17 protein-coding genes are annotated in these 17,662 nt (G+C 40.8%); 4 read left to right on the top strand and 13 right to left on the bottom strand.

Features of this window, described 5'->3' with window-relative positions; all coding sequences use genetic code 11:
• Positions 1-299, top strand: a 299-nt coding sequence (locus QME58_04070; protein ID MDI6803009.1) for an integrase core domain-containing protein, incomplete at its 5' end; no start/stop codon positions are given.
• Between the two features lie 95 nt (positions 300-394).
• Here the strand turns inward: QME58_04070 and QME58_04075 are convergent.
• On the bottom strand, positions 395-634 hold the full coding sequence (locus tag QME58_04075; GenBank protein MDI6803010.1) for a hypothetical protein: 240 nt from the start codon (positions 632-634) through the stop codon (positions 395-397).
• A gap of 278 nt (positions 635-912) precedes the next feature.
• The gene (locus tag QME58_04080; GenBank protein ID MDI6803011.1) at positions 913-1,095 is read right to left on the bottom strand and encodes a hypothetical protein; all 183 of its coding nucleotides are present in this window, start codon (positions 1,093-1,095) and stop codon (positions 913-915) included.
• Between QME58_04080 and QME58_04085 the strand changes: the two genes are divergently transcribed.
• Complete coding sequence (locus QME58_04085; GenBank protein ID MDI6803012.1) at positions 1,069-1,962, top strand: amidohydrolase family protein; 894 nt, start codon at positions 1,069-1,071, stop codon at positions 1,960-1,962. The genes QME58_04080 and QME58_04085 overlap by 27 nt on opposite strands.
• Before the next feature lie 245 nt (positions 1,963-2,207).
• Here QME58_04085 and QME58_04090 read toward each other — a convergent pair whose 3' ends face one another.
• From QME58_04090 to QME58_04135, 10 genes are all read right to left on the bottom strand, one after another.
• Positions 2,208-2,903 carry a hypothetical protein gene (locus tag QME58_04090; protein MDI6803013.1) on the bottom strand — a complete coding sequence of 232 codons (696 nt, stop codon included), beginning with the start codon at positions 2,901-2,903 and terminating at the stop codon, positions 2,208-2,210.
• Between the two features lie 16 nt (positions 2,904-2,919).
• Complete coding sequence (locus QME58_04095) at positions 2,920-3,423, bottom strand: hypothetical protein (GenBank protein ID MDI6803014.1); 504 nt, start codon at positions 3,421-3,423, stop codon at positions 2,920-2,922.
• Positions 3,371-4,516 (bottom strand): hypothetical protein, encoded by a 1,146-nt coding sequence (locus tag QME58_04100; protein MDI6803015.1) that lies wholly within the window; start codon positions 4,514-4,516, stop codon positions 3,371-3,373. Before QME58_04100 ends, QME58_04095 begins: the two co-directional genes overlap by 53 nt.
• A gap of 106 nt (positions 4,517-4,622) precedes the next feature.
• A complete protein-coding gene (locus QME58_04105; GenBank protein ID MDI6803016.1) occupies positions 4,623-4,865 on the bottom strand; it encodes a DUF2442 domain-containing protein in 243 nt (80 codons plus the stop codon).
• On the bottom strand, positions 4,846-5,082 hold the full coding sequence (locus QME58_04110) for a DUF4160 domain-containing protein (GenBank protein MDI6803017.1): 237 nt from the start codon (positions 5,080-5,082) through the stop codon (positions 4,846-4,848). Before QME58_04110 ends, QME58_04105 begins: the two co-directional genes overlap by 20 nt.
• A gap of 308 nt (positions 5,083-5,390) precedes the next feature.
• Positions 5,391-5,657 (bottom strand): type II toxin-antitoxin system RelE/ParE family toxin, encoded by a 267-nt coding sequence (locus QME58_04115; protein ID MDI6803018.1) that lies wholly within the window; start codon positions 5,655-5,657, stop codon positions 5,391-5,393.
• Positions 5,644-5,835: a hypothetical protein gene (locus tag QME58_04120; GenBank protein MDI6803019.1), complete on the bottom strand. Its 192-nt coding sequence runs from the start codon at positions 5,833-5,835 to the stop codon at positions 5,644-5,646. The genes QME58_04115 and QME58_04120 overlap by 14 nt, the downstream gene beginning before the upstream one ends.
• 326 nt (positions 5,836-6,161) lie before the next feature.
• On the bottom strand, positions 6,162-9,434 hold the full coding sequence (locus tag QME58_04125; GenBank protein ID MDI6803020.1) for a PDZ domain-containing protein: 3,273 nt from the start codon (positions 9,432-9,434) through the stop codon (positions 6,162-6,164).
• A 22-nt stretch (positions 9,435-9,456) separates the two neighbouring features.
• Positions 9,457-10,893, bottom strand: coding sequence for a pitrilysin family protein (locus QME58_04130; protein ID MDI6803021.1), 1,437 nt, complete (start codon positions 10,891-10,893; stop codon positions 9,457-9,459).
• A 2-nt stretch (positions 10,894-10,895) separates the two neighbouring features.
• Positions 10,896-12,251, bottom strand: coding sequence for a pitrilysin family protein (locus tag QME58_04135; protein ID MDI6803022.1), 1,356 nt, complete (start codon positions 12,249-12,251; stop codon positions 10,896-10,898).
• Between the two features lie 253 nt (positions 12,252-12,504).
• Here QME58_04135 and QME58_04140 point away from each other — a divergent pair, with 253 nt between their 5' ends.
• Both QME58_04140 and QME58_04145 read left to right on the top strand, forming a co-directional pair.
• Positions 12,505-13,842, top strand: coding sequence for a multiheme c-type cytochrome (locus QME58_04140; protein MDI6803023.1), 1,338 nt, complete (start codon positions 12,505-12,507; stop codon positions 13,840-13,842).
• Between the two features lie 56 nt (positions 13,843-13,898).
• Complete coding sequence (locus QME58_04145; GenBank protein MDI6803024.1) at positions 13,899-14,912, top strand: rhodanese-like domain-containing protein; 1,014 nt, start codon at positions 13,899-13,901, stop codon at positions 14,910-14,912.
• A 262-nt stretch (positions 14,913-15,174) separates the two neighbouring features.
• Here QME58_04145 and QME58_04150 read toward each other — a convergent pair whose 3' ends face one another.
• Positions 15,175-17,661, bottom strand: a complete 2,487-nt coding sequence (locus QME58_04150) for an SLBB domain-containing protein (GenBank protein ID MDI6803025.1) — start codon at positions 17,659-17,661, stop codon at positions 15,175-15,177.
• Position 17,662: the final 1 nt, after the last annotated feature.

Genomic DNA, 17,662 nt, shown 5'->3' on the forward strand with positions numbered 1-17,662 from the left:
TAAAAACATCAATTAATAATCCCAAGGCTAATGGTAAAATTGAGCGTTACCATAGAACTATTGGTGAAGAATGTCTAAGAATAAAATCCCCAGTTACCTTTGAAGACTTTAAGATCTATATTGAAGATTACGTAAATTTCTATAACACTAAAAGACTTCATGCTTCAATTAATTATCTTACGCCGGAAGATTATCTTTTAGGAAGAAAAGTAGAAAGACTTGTTGAAAGAGAATTAAAATTAGAAAATGCAGAAGCGATAAGAGCAAATTATTGGAACTCCATTAATCAAGCAGCTTAATTTATGATTTTTATTAACCAACTATTATTTTATATTAATTGTAACTTTTCCCTTGAAGCATTACAGGATCAAGATTAATTAACCAAACTCCACCTCTACGCGCGGATTTCATCGGAATCTAATGAAGTGAAACTTGTCAATTCGTTATCATTGCTATAATCCTGCACAAGCGAATTTGCTGCTGTAGCTAATTGCTTCTTCAGACCTGAGCTTATTTGAAACTCGTGAGGATTAGTAATATCTTTTTCAATGAGATGAAGAACTTCTTCTACTATCCGTAAGCGTTCGACTGTTGGAAGGTTTTTAAGTTCTTCCATTATTTGTCTATGTGTCATTTTTTCACCTAATACATTATGATACAATATACTGAATAGGCAAAGGCTTGTCAAGCTTAAAACATAGCTCATACACAAACGGGCACTGTTTTATTTTTTTTATCTCGCAACAGCATCCGTCAACTGACGGACTATTCATGGTTATGCGATTATCTTCGCATTACCGTGAACGGTAACGCTGACAGAAAAAGCATCATGAATGATGCTAAAACCGCAGGTCAGACCGATTCATCGGTCTTTGTTTAATTAGCATTACCATTGATGGTAATGCGTTTATTTCAACAGCAAAAGCTTCCGGGTTTGTGTAAAGTTTCCAGACTGCCTTCTCCCTTCTCCCAGCCTTGCTCGGCTTTTACTGCGCTTATCTCCAATTGCCGCTTCACTCGCTTATCTTTTTCATCCTCGCAGGGCGCTACAGGCAAGTGGACGTGCGCGTGGGCGCCAACCTCTGCCCCAGCCATGAGGAAGTCCCGAAGCTGATGGGAAGGCTTTTTGAATGGTTTTCAGGCGCAGAAAAGGCAATGCACCCATTCGAGCTTGCCGCGCTTGCGCACCTCAAGTCATTCCCACGGCAAAAGCCGGTCTGCGTTCATGCCGAGGACCGCGAGCGGATTGCCGAGCGTGTGGGCAAGTTCAAGCGGCAGAACGAGGTGCAGGACAAGCTGGTTTCGCAGATTGCCTGCGAGTTTGCGCTTCGCGAGGCAGGGAGGCTGAACCGGCGCGTTCACATCTGCCACCTCACCACTGGCCTGGAAATAGAGCTTTGCCGGCGCTACAAAAACGCGACCTACGAGATAACCCCGAACCATCTTTTCATGTCCACCGCAGACATCAGGTGCCTGGGGCCGTTGGGCAGGATAAACCCTCCCTTGCGCGACAAGCGCGAGCAGGCTGCATTGTGGCGGAACATAAACGATGATACAATAATTGCATCCGACCACGCGCCGCATTTGATAGCGCACAAGCTTTCCGGCTCGCCGGGATTTCCGGGCGTGGGCACGCTCCTGCCCCTGATGCTCAACGCAGTGCATGAAAAGAAAATAACAATGGAGCTTCTTGTGAAAATGTGCGCATATAACCCCTCGGCTGCCTTCTGCCTCAGCTCCAAGGGCTCGCTCGCGCCGGGCTTTGACGCGGACATTGTTCTTGTGGACATGAAAAAGAAGTGGAGGATAACCGCTGAGAACCGCCTCTCCAAGTGCGGCTGGACGCCGTTTGAGGGCAGGGAAGTATATGGGAAAATAGAAAAGGTCTTCCTGCGCGGGAAGCTCGCTTACGACGGGGAAAAAGTCATCTCCAAGCCCGGCGATGGCAGGGAATTGCTCTAGTTTCAGCTTTCTTCTCACAGAAAAAGAACCCGGTTCAACACCCATTCATCCATCAGAAGCCTTTACGCTGATTTCCCCCTTCAGCCGACGGTGTGGACTTTGCCATCGCACTTGTCCGTGCTTGTGATTTTCGCGCCCTTGCGCTCCTTTTCAGTTATGAGCGTGTCATAGCACCATTGGCAATATTTTTTCTTTGCCACAACCAGGCCTCCGTGGTTTTTTCATCCTTCAATGTCTAATGAGCGTCAGTCCTGCTTCGACTTGGTAAAGAAGTCGGTGGCGGGCGCGTCCTTCTTCTCCTCAGGCGGCTTTTGCTTTTGAACCTGCTCAGCCTTATTTTCAGAGGCTTTGCCGTCCTTTTCAAGAGACTCTTCCATGCCGGTCTTTGGACGGTGCTTCTCGGCTATGCCCTTGGTTTTCTCATATTCACCCTTCCGCCTCTTCCTCTCCTCCCTGTCCTGTGCCTTCTCGCCTTCCTTTTTCGTTTGACTGCCGCCCTTTGGCTGGGATTTTTTCTGCTCGTTGAGTTTCTGGAGTTGTTCGTTAGTCCATTTTGTGAACTGATCGAAAACATCTGCGCCATATTCTTTTTTCATATACTCTTGCAGTTTATTGAACCCCTCCTCGGTTCTCTTGAATTTTTGTTCTTTCCCTAACCCCGTTACAGTATAATATTTACTATCTGCAGAAACTATTAGTCCGTGCTCTTTGTTTAAATAATCTTTTTTTTCCATAACTTCTTCAAATTCTTTAAATGATACAATTTCATCTTTCTTCCCTACTAGAGCAGAGAAATCTTTCTTTTTTTCTGATTTTGGAATATTTGGAATCCGAACGCGCTCTTTTTCCAATCCCCCTTCTAGCATGGGCTGTCGATTGATTGGGATTTCATTAAGCGGTGGCTTCTGCTCCTTTTTTGATACGGGTTCAGCATTTCCCATATTATCAACCTGGTCGCTAGTTAAAGATGGCCGCCACTTCGTCCTTTTTCATTTCCATTTCCCCCGTTCTTAATACCTGAATTTTGAAACCCGCAAATTCATCATCTCTTACGTCAACCACATCTGACCCATTTCCTTCCCTAATTGTTGCGCGGGTTAGTCGCGGAAAACCATCTCCAAAGCGATCAGCGTATTTCCTCTGAATCACAGTATTTGTTTTCATTATCAGTATCATTGTGTTTGTTGTGGCAAAAAGTGTGCCATCGGATGACACGTATATAGCTCCGTCATGAGTGAAAATCTTACTTCCATCTTTTGGTTTTAATGTCCCAACATGTACGGTATCAAATGAAGAATTGGGGGTCACGCGATCAATCCAATTTTCTGCTACCACGTATGCACAATTACCGACGCCATCTATATTTGTGTATATAATTTGTTTTATATCTCCTTTCTTAATCTCAATATCAAACGTCTTTTCCCCGACTATCTTGATGCCGTTCTCGTAAGTAACTTTCATCTCTTTCGGCACCTCTATCTTCGCGACCTGTTTCGCCTCGTTCTTGTTTTCCTTCACCGCGCTCGCTACCGGTTTGTTCGCTGCAAAGTTTCTGTCTGCCTTTTCTTGTGCGCTTGCGGGCGTGAATGCTGCGCTGAGTGTAAAACAAATCTGCGCAGTTATGCCATCTATACCAAATCTTGTATACATCTCTCTCTTTTACAACACAAGATTGAAAGAGACCTTCTTTATCATCGGTGGAATGCTCTGTCGTGAGAATAGGATTTCCTCCGTACTTTCCCCATGCAATTCCATCTTTTGAAGCCGCATAGCCGATAGCACGCTGTTTCGTATTGCCAAAATAGAATGCCTCATAGTAGGAACTATCCGGCAGTACATCGGCAATCCATTGCTCGTACTCGTCCCATGTGCCTGCCTCACCTGATTCAAATAGCGGATTATGGAGTGTGTCTTTTATCCAGTTAATTCCATCCGAAGAAGTAGCAATGCCTGACTGCCATCGTGTGTCAGAGCGAAAACCGTTGTACCACATCTTCCACTGTTTGCCCTGCTTGAGAACAGGTCCGGCAGATAATCCGTAATCATCCCACCAACCCGGGTCGCCCCGCTTCAACACAGGATTGTTGGCGTCGTCTTTCGTCCACGATATGCCATCAGAAGAAATTGCGTGGCAAATCACTCCAGTATTCGTATAGCTGCGGGCTGTGTAATACATGTGGTAGTTGGTACCATCGTAAACCACAGCACCCGGTGAAACAACGTGGTCGTCAATTGCACCTCGCGGTCCAACTCTTAGAATGGGATTGCCGGGATACTTTGCCCATGTGAGACCATCAGCAGACGTTGCATATCCGATTTGCCTGCAAGTGTCGTTATTACCTGCGTACCACATTCGATAGAGCTCGCCGTCGAAAAGTATGCGTGGATGCGAGACTTGTTTGCTCTCCCATGAACCATCGTGTCCGACCCGGAGAACGGGATTTCCTTCGTATTTTGTGAAAAGTGTTTGTGCACCAGCAATGATTGAGAAAAAACACAAAGAAATGAATGCGAGTATTTTGGGATAATACATCATATATATCTCCTTTGTCATTTTTTAAGTTCGATTTCGATTGCAAACCTCCCGAAGTTTGATTGAGTTTAATTTTAGAAAACCTTCGGGAGATTCACTTTTTCCACACGTTGCAAATTTTCAATTTTTAAAAATTAGTCAGCGATTCGACAGAAATATCTTCATCAATTTCTTCCCAGTGAACTCCTATACCCTCACCTATTAACCGCCAATTGTTACGCTGCTCATTATTCGCATCTCGTAATTTTGGGAACCAATCGAGGGGTACGCTCACCTCACGTCCGTCTAAGAAACGGGCATGAAGCATTAAATCGTCGAACCATACATTTTTTATGAAAGACGCTGCGGTCTTAACGGCTAAAGTACTCATTCCATTTCTCCTTAAATAAAATACATTTTGTTATTATCAATTTACGAATATCATTTAATTCTCTTGCATCATAACCGACTGACCGTGAAAGCTCTACGGGGTCAAGCCAAAATTTTGCATAATTGTCATCGGACTCAACATGAATATGTGGCGGCTCATTAAATTCTCTGCTGAAAAAGAAAAACCTATAATTTTTAATCCTTAATATCGTCGGCATACGCTAAATAAAAAGTCTTCTGTATTATTATAACAAAATATAATATGATTATCAAAGCAAACACAGCCGTTGCGAACCTCCAGAATGTTGATTGAGTTTAATTTTAGAAAACCTTCAGGAGGTTAAGCCGAACTGTCGGGTACAATATCCCTCGACAAGTGGTGTAGAACACCATGGCGCTTTAGGCGCTCACTCGGGGTGGGCGCTTTAGCATGTCAATTGTCTGTGCTCTTCGACAGACTAAGAGTCCGTCGTACCGGTTATGTTATTTTACTTCTTCTTATCCGGGTACGGCGGAATTAGAAGAATCACATTTTACGATAGACATCTTTCCGATGGCGAACATGATATATGAAAATTATTTTATCATGGACGTTGACCTGATATATTACACGGTAGTCGCCAATTCGTATTCGATAGCTTGATTCACTACCAAGAAGTTTACGATGTTGTTTAGGATATGGGTCGTTAGAAAGCGTTGAAACCGAATCGATTATCCTCGGGATTTGTTGTCTGTCTATACCTCTCAAATCTCGTTTGGCAGATTCCTTCCAGTGGATACTATAAGAGCCCATCGGCAACTAATTGTCTTTTCAATTCTTCAAAGCTCGTTGTCGGTTCATCGCGCCGCTCGGCTATCACAGCTAGGTCATGAACATCTTCCATTAATTCTTCAAACTCTTCCAATGGAATCACCACAGCAGTTTTATCGCCCGCCTCATTTGTTAGGTACTGTGTTTGAATTTTATTCATTTTAAATTCCTGTTATAGAATTATACTATAAGAATATAGTGAAAGAACTGATATTATCAAATTGACTAAGGGAAAACCTCCCGACCCGAAGGGTTCCTTCGGAAAGGTTGATTGAGTTTAATCTTAGAAATCCTTCGGGAGGTTAAGCCGAACTGTCGGGTACAATATCCCTCGACAAGCTCGGGATGGGCGCTTTAGCGTGTCGATTGTCTGTGCCTCTTCGACAGACTAAGAGTCCGTCGTACCGACTGTCTGTGCTTTTCTGACTGACTGAAGCCCGCCCGAACGAAACGGTCGGGCGGGTCCGTCGTACCGGTTATGTTATTTTACTTCTTCTTATCCGGATACGGCGGAATCGGAAGAATATTCTTCTCCTGAGTTTTCAGTTCATCGAGTATTACTTCAATGGCTTTGTTGAGCTGCTCATCCACTCCGGCGAATTCTTTTGCCGGGTCGTTATCTACAAAAATATCCGGTTCAACTCCAACGCCTTCAATTATCCATTTCCCCTCTTCATCGAAGCGGGAGAATTCAGGACGGTTCAAAAATCCACCATCAAGCAACGGAAGTGTACCGCGGATACCAACAACACCACCCCACGAACGCTTGCCGATAAGTTTACCAAGTCCGTATTTGCGAAAACGATAAGGAAATAAATCACCATCGGATGCTGAAAACTCATCGAGTAAGCAAACCTTCGGTCCCCAAACCATCGCCGACGGATCGGGTGAAGGGATCGTGTTGCGTGCAAATGTAAACATTGCCAGCTCGCGCCGTAACCTTTCGATGAGCATAGGCGAAACATTGCCGCCGCCGTTACCTCGTACATCAATTATCAACGCCTTCTTGCGCAGTTGCGGGTAAAAGTATTTTACAAATTCGTTCAAACCCGTAACTCCCATATCGGGAACGTGTATATAACCAACTTTGCCGTTTGTTGCTTTATCAACTTTAGCGATGTTTGTCTGCACCCAGTTGTAGTAATATAAACCGCTCTCATTGGCAATCGGAATTACAACAACATCACGACTTCCCTTTTCGGTGGGCTGCGAGTTGAGTTTCAACTTTACTTGCTTACCGACAGTGTTTACAAGCGGTTCGAATAAATCTGTCAATCGGTTAGTCGGCTTATCATTTATAGCAATAATGTAATCGCCCTCTTTGGCGCCTACGCCAATTTCAGTTAAAGGAGAGCTGATGTTTTTGGTCCAGTTCTCCCCTTTCAAAATCTTTTTAATTTTAAAATATTTCGATTGTGCATCGCGCTCGAATTGTGCGCCTAACAATCCGGTTTGAATTCTTTTCGGACTTGGTACATCACCTCCGCCGACATAAGCGTGGCCTGCATTCAATTCTCCGATCATCTCACCGATTATGTAAGTTAAATCAGCACGGTGATTAACGAACGGAACAAGGGGCTCGTAATTTTTCTTTACTGCTGCCCAATCCACTTCGTGCATATTTGGTGCGTAGAAGAAATCGCGCATCTGTCGCCACGTCTCGTTGTAAATTTGTTTCCATTCGGCGTGGCGGTCTAACATCATTTCCATACCGCTTGTTTTCAAAAACTCCTTCAGTTCTAATTTTGCTGTGGGTATATCAATAACAGCGTATTGCCTGTCCTTTGAAACTAACATCTTCTTGTCGTTAGCTGAAATTTCAAAACCGTCTATACTTCCTAATTCGGTTTCTTTGAGTTTATCAAATTCATACATCTTTAAGAACGAGAGCGTGTCTTTACTGCCGCGTTTGATGTAATACAATTTATCGTTTACCGAAGCGAGACTTCTGTAATCAGCCGCATCTATTGGTAGTGCAGCGATACGGTCTTTGATACCATCAACATCAATATTTAGAACTACTTCTGCTTTCTTTGGTTTATCATCTTTCTTCTTTTCATCTTTTTCCGGTTTATCTTGCTTAGGTTCATCTTTCTTAATTTCAACTTCATCGCTCTTTGGCTCGAATGGTGATTTAATTTCTTTATTCAATGTAACAAGATATATTTTCGACATATCTAAATAAATGTGGTTCCATTCGGTGCGGCCATAGATTGGATTAAAATCACGGTCGGAAATGAAGTACAAGTATTTACCGTCAGAACTGAAACATGGTCGAGTAGACGAATACATACCAACTGTTACTTCAAAATTTTTCTCCGTTTCGAGTGAATATAAATACACTTTTGTCATTCCTTCGGCTTCGGGTTTTGCATAACTGATCCATTTGCTGTCTGGCGACCAAACGTAATCATTAATTTCCCACAGAGTTGCTTGCACAACATCTTTTACTACTTTTGTGTTGATGTCGAGATAACGGAGTCGCTGCATTTTATCAGCCCACATTATTTTACGGCTGTCGGGCGACCAAGATATTTGATACTTGTATGTATCGGAGCCAGTAGTTAATTGTTGAGCCGTGCCTGAATTATCGGCGGGGACCAGATAAATTTCATCCTCGCCTGTTGCGTCCGATATATATGCGATATATTTCCCGTCCGGCGACCACAGCGAATTGCGTTCGTGAACGCCCGGAGTTTTAGTAAGATTGCGGATGTTGCCATATTTTTCCGGAACTGTAAATATATCACCGCGAGCGCCAAACAAAGCGCGCTTGCCATCGGGAGATATTTCGTAATTCGTGATTGATTTGTTCGCATCGAATAACTGTGTTCTGCCGGTTACTAAATCGTCGGCAATTTTGATTGGAATTTTTTCTGCCTTCTCTGTAGCAACATCGAATCGATAAATGTAACCGCCGTTTTCAAACACGATAGCATTTGAGCTGCCCGATGGAAACTTAATATCGAAATCTTTAAAAGTTGTTAATTGCTTTGTTTGTTTTGCAGCAATATCATAAACGAACAAATTCATTCTTGTGTTTTCATCACGGTCGGAAAGGAAGTAAATTTTGTTTCCGATCCACATCGGGATAATATCCTGTGCGGGATTGTTGGTAATGTTTTCGGTTTTCTTAGTCTTGAAATCATGAATCCAAATATCGTCAGCCATACCGCCCCGGTAACGTTTCCAAGTTCTGAACTCACGAAACACACGATTGTATGCTAACTTTGAATCATCCGGTGAAAATGAGCAGAACCCACCGCGCGGTAATGGAAGCTGCTCAGGAATTCCTCCATCAACAGATGCGAGATACAACTGCCCTTTAAAATCATTAAACTCGCGCATACGCGAACGATAAACGATGCTTTTATTATCCGACTTCCACCCCATCACGAGATTGTTCGGTCCCATTCTATCCGAGACATCATCGCGTCCTAAAGTTGAAGTATAAGTTAAGCGTTTCGGGACGCCGCCTTCTGATGGTATTATATAAACTTCCCGATTACCGTCGTACTCACCTGTGAAAGCGATTGTTTTGCCGTCGGGTGAAAACCGTGCGTACATTTCGTAACCTTCGTAACTTGTAAGTTTACGTGCAACTCCGCCGTTTGAAGACACTGTATATAAATCGCCTGCGTATGTAAATGCAACTTGGTCTTTGTGAATTGCTGGGAAACGCAGGAGGCGTGTTTCGTCTTGTGAATTGGCAAAAGCGAAACCGATTAAATATAAGAATAAAAATAATTTAGCTTTCATAAAATTCCTTTCTGGTTATAATTTATAGTTCATTACCGGTTTCGTCGCACAAAATTATTTTACCGAAACCTAACTTCTCAATTTTTTCTCTTATGTTTTTTTCATCCCCTACAACGACGACTGTTAAATTTTGGGGATGCAAATATTTTTGGGCAGCGCTCTGTATGTCTATCGGAGTGATAGCTTTATAATTTTCGACTAATGTTGAGAAAAAATCATCGGGCAGATTAAATAATTCCAAAGCCATTAATTGACCCGCAATCTGTGCCGGTGTTTCAAAGATGCGAGGCAAGCGTTGTATAACTGCGGTTTTGTATAACTCGAATTCAGAATCGGTAACAAGTTCATCTCTGATACGATTGATTTCTTTTAAGAATTCAATTAACGCACTATCTGTAACTTCAGTTTTCACACCTGCATAAGCAACGAACGGTCCCGCCGACTTACGCATCGCAAAATTCGCATAGGCGCCGTAGGTATAACCTTTAGCTTCTCTTAAATTCAAGAACAGTCTTCCGTTCGATGCACCTAATATCTGATTTAAAATGTTTACTGCATAAAAATCGGGTGAGCGGCGTTCAATCCCAATGTTGCCAATCCTTATCTGCGATTGCGGGGCTTTATCTTTATTGACCAAATAAATCTTATTTTCAGTTGATATTGGGGGATTAAATAATTTGGGAGGTGGAATTTTCTTTTTTTTCCAGTTACCGAAAAATTGTTTCACAACTGCAACTGCTTCAGTTTTAGTAATGTCCCCAACGATGATCACAGAAGCATTATTTGGTGCGTAAAATTTATTGTAATACTCTTTCAAATCGTTGAGATTAATATCTTTTACGGTTTCTTCGGAGCCATCAACTGATTGACTGTATGGATGTTGCGAACCAAATACTTTTGCATTGAAAATATTACTGGCTATAATATCCGGACGAACTTTCTGGGATAGTAAATCTGTGAGCAACTCGCTTTTCAATCTGTCGAATTCGTTTTCGGAAAAATTTGGATTCAAGATAATATCCGAAAATATTGTCATCGCTTTGGAGAGATGTTCTTTGAGAGTTAACAAACTGCCGATACTCGCATCGTAGTTTGCCGATGTTGCAGCAGATGCCCCTATAAAATCCAATTCATCTGCAATTTGAAGAGATGTTTTGGTTTTTGTCCCTTCATCAATCATATCGGCAGTTAAACTTGCAACGCCAGCTTTTTCTGGAATATCAGCATCGGCGCCAGAACGGACAACAAGCTGAATTTGAACTACAGGTAATTCGCGATGTTCGACTACCAAAATGCGTAATCCATTATCGAGCGTTACCCTCTCGATTTTCGGAATCGACATCTTAAATGAGGGACCGGATTGTGGTTCGACAGAGCGGTCGAGTTGTGCGGATGTAGATCCAATAAATATAAATATTAATAGAAAACAGACAACTGATTTTAAATATATTTTATTCATAATTATTCTCCTGCCTGAAATTCTAATTTACCGGTTGGAACGACACTTAAAATTACTCTCCCTTTGTTTTGCAAATATTTTGCAGCAACATTTTTGATATCCTCTTTAGTAACCTTCTGATAACGTTCAAGATCAAAATTGAAGTTTCCCGGATCGCCTAAAAAAACATTATAGTTGTTCAATTGGTCAGTTTTTGAGCCGAAGCCGCCAACTTGCTGCAAGCGATAAATAAAACTTGCACGGGTGCTGTTTTTCACACGCTGCAATTCCCTATCGGAAATACCTTCTCTAATAATTTTTTCAAGTTCGGCAGTAACTTCAGTTTCGAGCTGTTTCAATGTTTGATCGGGTTTACCCGTTACAACAATCCCGAAATAACCGCTTAATTCCTGACCATACTGGAAGGCGTAAACTTCCTGAGCGATTTGCTTTTCGTAAACTAACGATTTATATAAACGTGCATTTTTACTCTCCGCTAAAATTTGTCCGAGTAAATCGAGTGCGGCATCGTCATCAGCAAAATTGGGAGTCGATAACCAATAAATATATAATCGGGGAAGTTCTACTTTGTCTTCTAACAATAATCTCTTAGCATCACTTAAATTGTGGACGATGGGAGTAGCCTTAGGAACAACAGGAACTGGTGGAATATCACCGAAATATTTTTCTACTAATTTTTTAGTTTCGTTTATGTCGATGTCGCCTCCGATACATAAACTTGCATTATTAGGTCCATAATATTGCTTAAAGAAATTTTTAACATCATCGAGTGAAGCAGCATCTAAGTCTTCTTGTGAACCAATGGTAAGCCAATGATAAGGTGCATCGGGAGGATAAAGTTTTGGTATGAGTTTTACATTTGCCATACCATAAGGTTGGTTTTCATAATTTTGCCAGCGTTCGTTTTTCACAACTGCACGCTGAATATCAAGTCGATCCTGTGTAATTGCTCCCAACAGAAATCCCATCCGGTCAGACTCAAGCCAGAGAACTGGTTCCAAATAATTTTTCGGAATTAAAGTCCAATAGTTTGTCCTGTCGTTACTCGTTGATCCATTGTTCAGTCCACCTGATCCATCTACTACTTCATCGTATCTTCCGTCAGGAACATTCTCGGAACCTTCATACATCAGATGTTCGAATAAGTGCGCGAAACCGGTCTTACCTAATTTTTCACGTGCCGAGCCGACATGATACCAAATATTTGTCGAAATTAAAGGAACTGAGTTATCTTGATGCAGGATAACTTGTAAACCGTTCGGAAGAATATATTTTTCGAATTTAATATTTACTTGGGAAATTCCTAAAAAAGAATTTGTAAAAATAAGAAATAATAAAGAAAAGAGAATAAATTTCATTTGATGACCTATAATTATTAAAAAGACGCTTCAATTTAAACAACTTTTAGGTAATGTTCAAGGATTTAAACGAAAAATTTTGTTTTCTTATTTTTGGTTGAGAATATTTTTATATTATCAGAAATGAAAAAATATTTTAACAAGCTTTAATATTTTGATTTTTTGTAGCTACTTTTTACGGCATATTAATTGCTATTAACAATTTACTGTATAGACAATAAATCGTATTGAGAACTAATAAAAACTGAGATATATGCGAAATATATTAAAACTTACGACGTTAATTTCACTAATGCTGTTGCTTCTTGCAGGTTGCTCGAAGGAAAAGGATGATATAACTGAACCGATAGACGAACGGCTTGTTGGTACGAATTCTTGCGTTGGATGCCATACAAATTATGAAGCTTTAAAAATTTTAGCTGACCCTGAAACCCCGCCTGAAGATGGTGGTGGTTGTGGAGGTGCGACTCCATACTTTCCGCCATACGACCGAGTGTATATGGGAGGTTCGGGTGCACAAAATTTTTTGAATTCTTCTCACGGTAAAAAGGGTTGTGTGTATTGCCATAGCGGTGTGGATAATATCATCGATAAAAATAAAGCCCATTCAAATAATTTCATAAGTAACCCATCGGGTGTAGAAAATAATAAATGCCAAGTTTGCCATTCTTCCATTTACCGAAGGTTCCAAAATAGTTTACACGCGGAAGGTTGGGGACAAAAAAAACGGGTTAGTTTACGTGCGGGATTAACTTCGTATGATCAATTGACAACAATAGCAAAAAAAGAATACGATAAAAATTGTGGTAAATGCCATGCAACTTGTAGTAAGTGTCATATCTCACGACCTGCTGCTTCTGGCGGTGGTTTGTTATGGGGACATGAAATTAAGAAAACTCCAAATATCCGCGACAACTGCACTGCTTGCCATGTTAGCCGAGGTGGACATGCATATTTTGGTGAAGGTATTGGAACCGTACCCGACGTTCACTTAACTAAACTTGGCAACGGGCACTGCATCAATTGCCATACAAAAAATGAGCTGCACGGCAACGGAGTTAAATACGAACAACGATATCAAATGGCACTGTTACCAAAATGTGAAAACTGTCATACAGGTCTGGCAACTTCGAATCAATATCATTCAAAGCATCTTAATGATTTGAGCTGCTCAGTTTGTCATTCACAAAATTATAACAACTGTGGTAGCTGTCATGTTGGCACAGGCGCCCGCATCCCTGCTTATGTGGGTTATAAAATAGGAATGAATCCGATTCCACAAATTAAAAAATATAAATACGCTGTTCTTCGTCAAGCTCCCGGAGCGCCTGATGCTTTCGAGAATTGGGGAATCCCAAATCTTACAAATTTTGATATTGAGCCTACTTATAAATACGCTACACCACACAGCAATATAAAATGGACTTCTCGTACAAGAGTTGAAGCAGGTAAAGCATGTTATGACAACTGTCATATTATTGATGGAAGGAATAAAGGGATATACCTTTTCAGATCAGACCTTCGAGATTGGGAAATTAATGCTAATAACAGCGTAGTGGTTGACGGTAAATTACCGGCAGGATGGAATTAATAAAATTAAAAATAAATAATAAATAATAACATCAACATTTAATTAAAGGATAAACCATGAAAAAACTAAACTTATTTTTGCTTATCGTTATGGCGTTCTCATTATTTATAATGGGATGTAAAGATGATGCAGTTACACCACCCCCTCCACCCCCTCCAGTTAACGAGTTTCAAGTATTAGCTGAATACTTAGAAGGTGCCGGAGGCGATTATCTGAACGTTGCCGCACCAGTTCTTATAGATGCCATCGATGTTTATAACGGTCTCGACTCAATCGGCATGTCTCAAACGGTAGTTGATTTACGCACAGCGGGCGATTTCACTGCGAAACGTATGAAATGGGCAAAAAACACTACATTAGCCAACTTAAGAAAATATGTTGACTCATTGAATGTTCTTACAGCAAAGCCGGCAAAAATTGTTCTCGTTTGTTACTCAGGACAAACCTCACAGTATGGTGCTTCGCTAATGAGATTATTAGGACACACAAATGTTACTTCAATGAAGTACGGCATGAGTGCATGGGATTCAAGTTTAGCACACAATTACTGGTGGACAAAACGTAGTAATGCACGTGCTGGCCAATTTGTAACAGACTCAGTTGCAAAAGCTCCAATTGGAGCTACGCCTGTTTTGAATACCGGAAAAGCTACAGGGCGTGATATACTTATAGCACGTGTCGATACTCTGTTACAACGAGGATTTACTGAAGCCACTATTTCAGAAGCAACTGCTTTCGGTAATCCAAGTGGCTATTATATTGCGAACTATTGGACGATGGCAGATTATACAACTTTAGGACATATTCCAGGGGCAAAACAATATACACCAAAAGTAGACTTAAAATTAGCAACTAATTTAAAAACTCTCCCAGCTAATCAACCTGTGGTAATATATTGTTGGACAGGTCAAACGAGTGCCGCAGTTGCTTCTGTCCTAAGAATATTAGGGTACGATGCAAAATCACTGTTATATGGAAGCAACAGCATGATATACGATGTTTTATTGGGCGCTGCAAAAACCACTTTTAAAAGAACTGATATCAAAGATTTACCAACAATTTCAGGATAATTTGTATCATCAAGTAAATAATAAAGCCGTCCATGATTATCGGGACGGCTTTATTAATACCCACGTGTGAATAAAATTATTTTAGTAGAATTACTTTCCTGGAATTAATCATAAATAGTTGTCCTGTTTTACTATCAACCGCTGTTAACCAGTAACAATAAATTCGCGACAAGATCTTTATCGAAATATATTTTTATTTTTCATCAGACATATCCATTCCAAGTCTGCCAAATCCTTCTTTCTATCATATTTTCTTTTAATTTTATTTCTTCAGCACCTGCCATATAAGCACACCGACAGTTGCAGTACTCAACGATATGGATGCCCACTCACGCAAAATTTGCAATGTGTTAGCGGTTTCTTTCATCTTCATTGGAACCATTATTGTAGAACCTGATAATATTTCCGAATCAGGTATCAGGAAAAAGCCGCTCGATTCCCACTTCTGGCGGTTTGGTAATACTACTACTGTATTCGATTTTTCTCCATTTTCAGTTACACCACCAGCTTGCTTTAAATAATAGGAAAGAGAAGCTCCTTTAGTATATGGTACTGATGACGGCAGCTGAACTTGTCCTTGCACATATACAACACCCGGATCGCGCGGGATAATAATTTCGTCATTCTCTTCCAAAATGAGGTCTGCCAGACATCCAGGATTTTTTAATACATCCCCAATATCAATCGGAACATCTTCCTGTGCCAGCCGCATTGCTGTAGTTTGGGATTTTCCGAGTGTATCAAACATCGGTGATATTGTTTGGGATATATTTTTTAAATCAACACTTCCAATATCCGTTGACCTGAAGAACCGGATTCCTTCTTTGTAGGCAGTTTCTTTAAATCCGCCAATGCGTTTGACTAAATTAGATAACCTTTCACCCTCATATTGAATTGCATAAACGCCGGGATATTTTGCTTCGCCTTTAACTGTGACTGTTTTTGTTTTTTTAAATTCCGGTTTCATCCTTATGGATACGATATCAAAATCCACCAATTCAATGTCTTTTGAACGTTCGCTTGTCCAGTAATCCTCCGGTAAGGATGTATGGATGACTTTTGATATCTTTTTTTCTTCGGTTGTATCGAGTCGGGCAACATCAATTCGTGAAAGGTCAGCACCTATCTGAGTTCCACCGGCTGTAATAATTAAATCGGCAACTGTCATTCCTTCTGCTCTTTCGTATCTGCCTGGGTTACGCACAGCTCCATTAATAATCACATACTGAGGTGGTTTAAAAAAATCTTTATTGTAAATTGTTACCATATCCAATCGCTGCAATTTTGGGTTGTTATTTTCATCCCCTCTTAAAGCAAGCTCCAAATTAAACGAAAGAACCTCCTTCTTCTTATCATCCAGACGGGTTCTGACAATAGTAGCACGTTCCATGAATGCATTTTCTTTCAAGCTGTCGGCTTTCAATATTAAATCTTTAACGGTCATATTGTTGGTAATCGCATATCTTCCCTGTTTCCATACATTTCCGTGAATAGTAACAAGATTTTCTCTTTCTCGGTTAATTGACAATACTGAAACTACATCACCATCTTCCAAAATAAATTTATTTTCCATCAATTCATCTTTAGTATTAAAATCCAGATCGATATCGAGAACATCCTTACCATAATCAGTTCTTTGATCAAATGGTATTATGCGTTCAATATGTATTCGCTTTAAGTAGGCATCAAAGCTTAAACCTCCTGCCATCATAATCAGGTTAGCAAGATTATCGTTTTGATTTAATTCGTATATAGCATTTCTAAAAACACTTCCTTCGATAGCAACTCGTTTACCGGCAGGAGGAAGAAATAAAACATCGCCATCTTGCAACCTTACATCGCCTGTTTTTCTACCATATAATGCAAACTCATAAAAGTCGGCTTCGCCAATTGTTTTACTGTCCCTGATGATTTGTAATTTACGAAGCGAACCATTCACATTAGGACCTCCCGCATAGTATAATGCAGTAAAAGCTGTTGAAAACCCACTCAATAAATAACCCCCCGGCTGCTGAACTTCGCCCATAACAAAAACTTGTATGGTTTTTAGCCGCCCAAGCGATACATCTAAAAATGTGTTTGCATCGGAACCGCCGCCGCGTAATCCTTCGTAAACTTGACTCATTTGTGTTAATAATTTTTGTTGGGCTTGCTTCACTGTTAAACCTGCAATCTGAATTATTCCAACATTCGGAATAATTATAAATCCATCTCTCGTAACAGTCAGTTGATACGTTAACTGCGTCTGCCCCCAAACGTTCACGATTATTTCATCTGACGCTCCAATCTGATACGATGCGGGAGTCGGAACATTTACGAGCGGTTCGAACGTACTCGGTGCTAATCGAAATATATCGAAACCATAAGGTGGCAATGAATCGGCAGGCGGGCGATTACGGAAAGCGGGTACGGACACAATTTTGGAGCGAGGCGCTACCTGAGTTTGAAGAATCTGTCTTTCTAACTCTGTAACTTTCGGTGGTTCGATTGTAGCCTTAGCCGCAGTTTCTTGTTTAAAATATTGTTCGAGGTCAATATTTTTTTCGCGGGCATACTGTATTACTTCCAACTCGCTGATACCGAGTTGAGCAATTTTTGAGCGTAACTGCGAAGGTGATAATGTTGATAATTGACCAGACTTGGCTAATTCAATTAATTTTTCCTTGCTGAGAAGCTCCACAACCTGTGAAAAATTTATTTGTTTAATTGTTAATAAAAGAATTGATAATACGATAATACGATATTTCATA

Source organism: Bacteroidota bacterium (assembly GCA_030017895.1).
In the GTDB taxonomy this organism is placed as follows: Bacteria; Bacteroidota; Ignavibacteria; order UBA10030; family BY39; genus JASEGV01.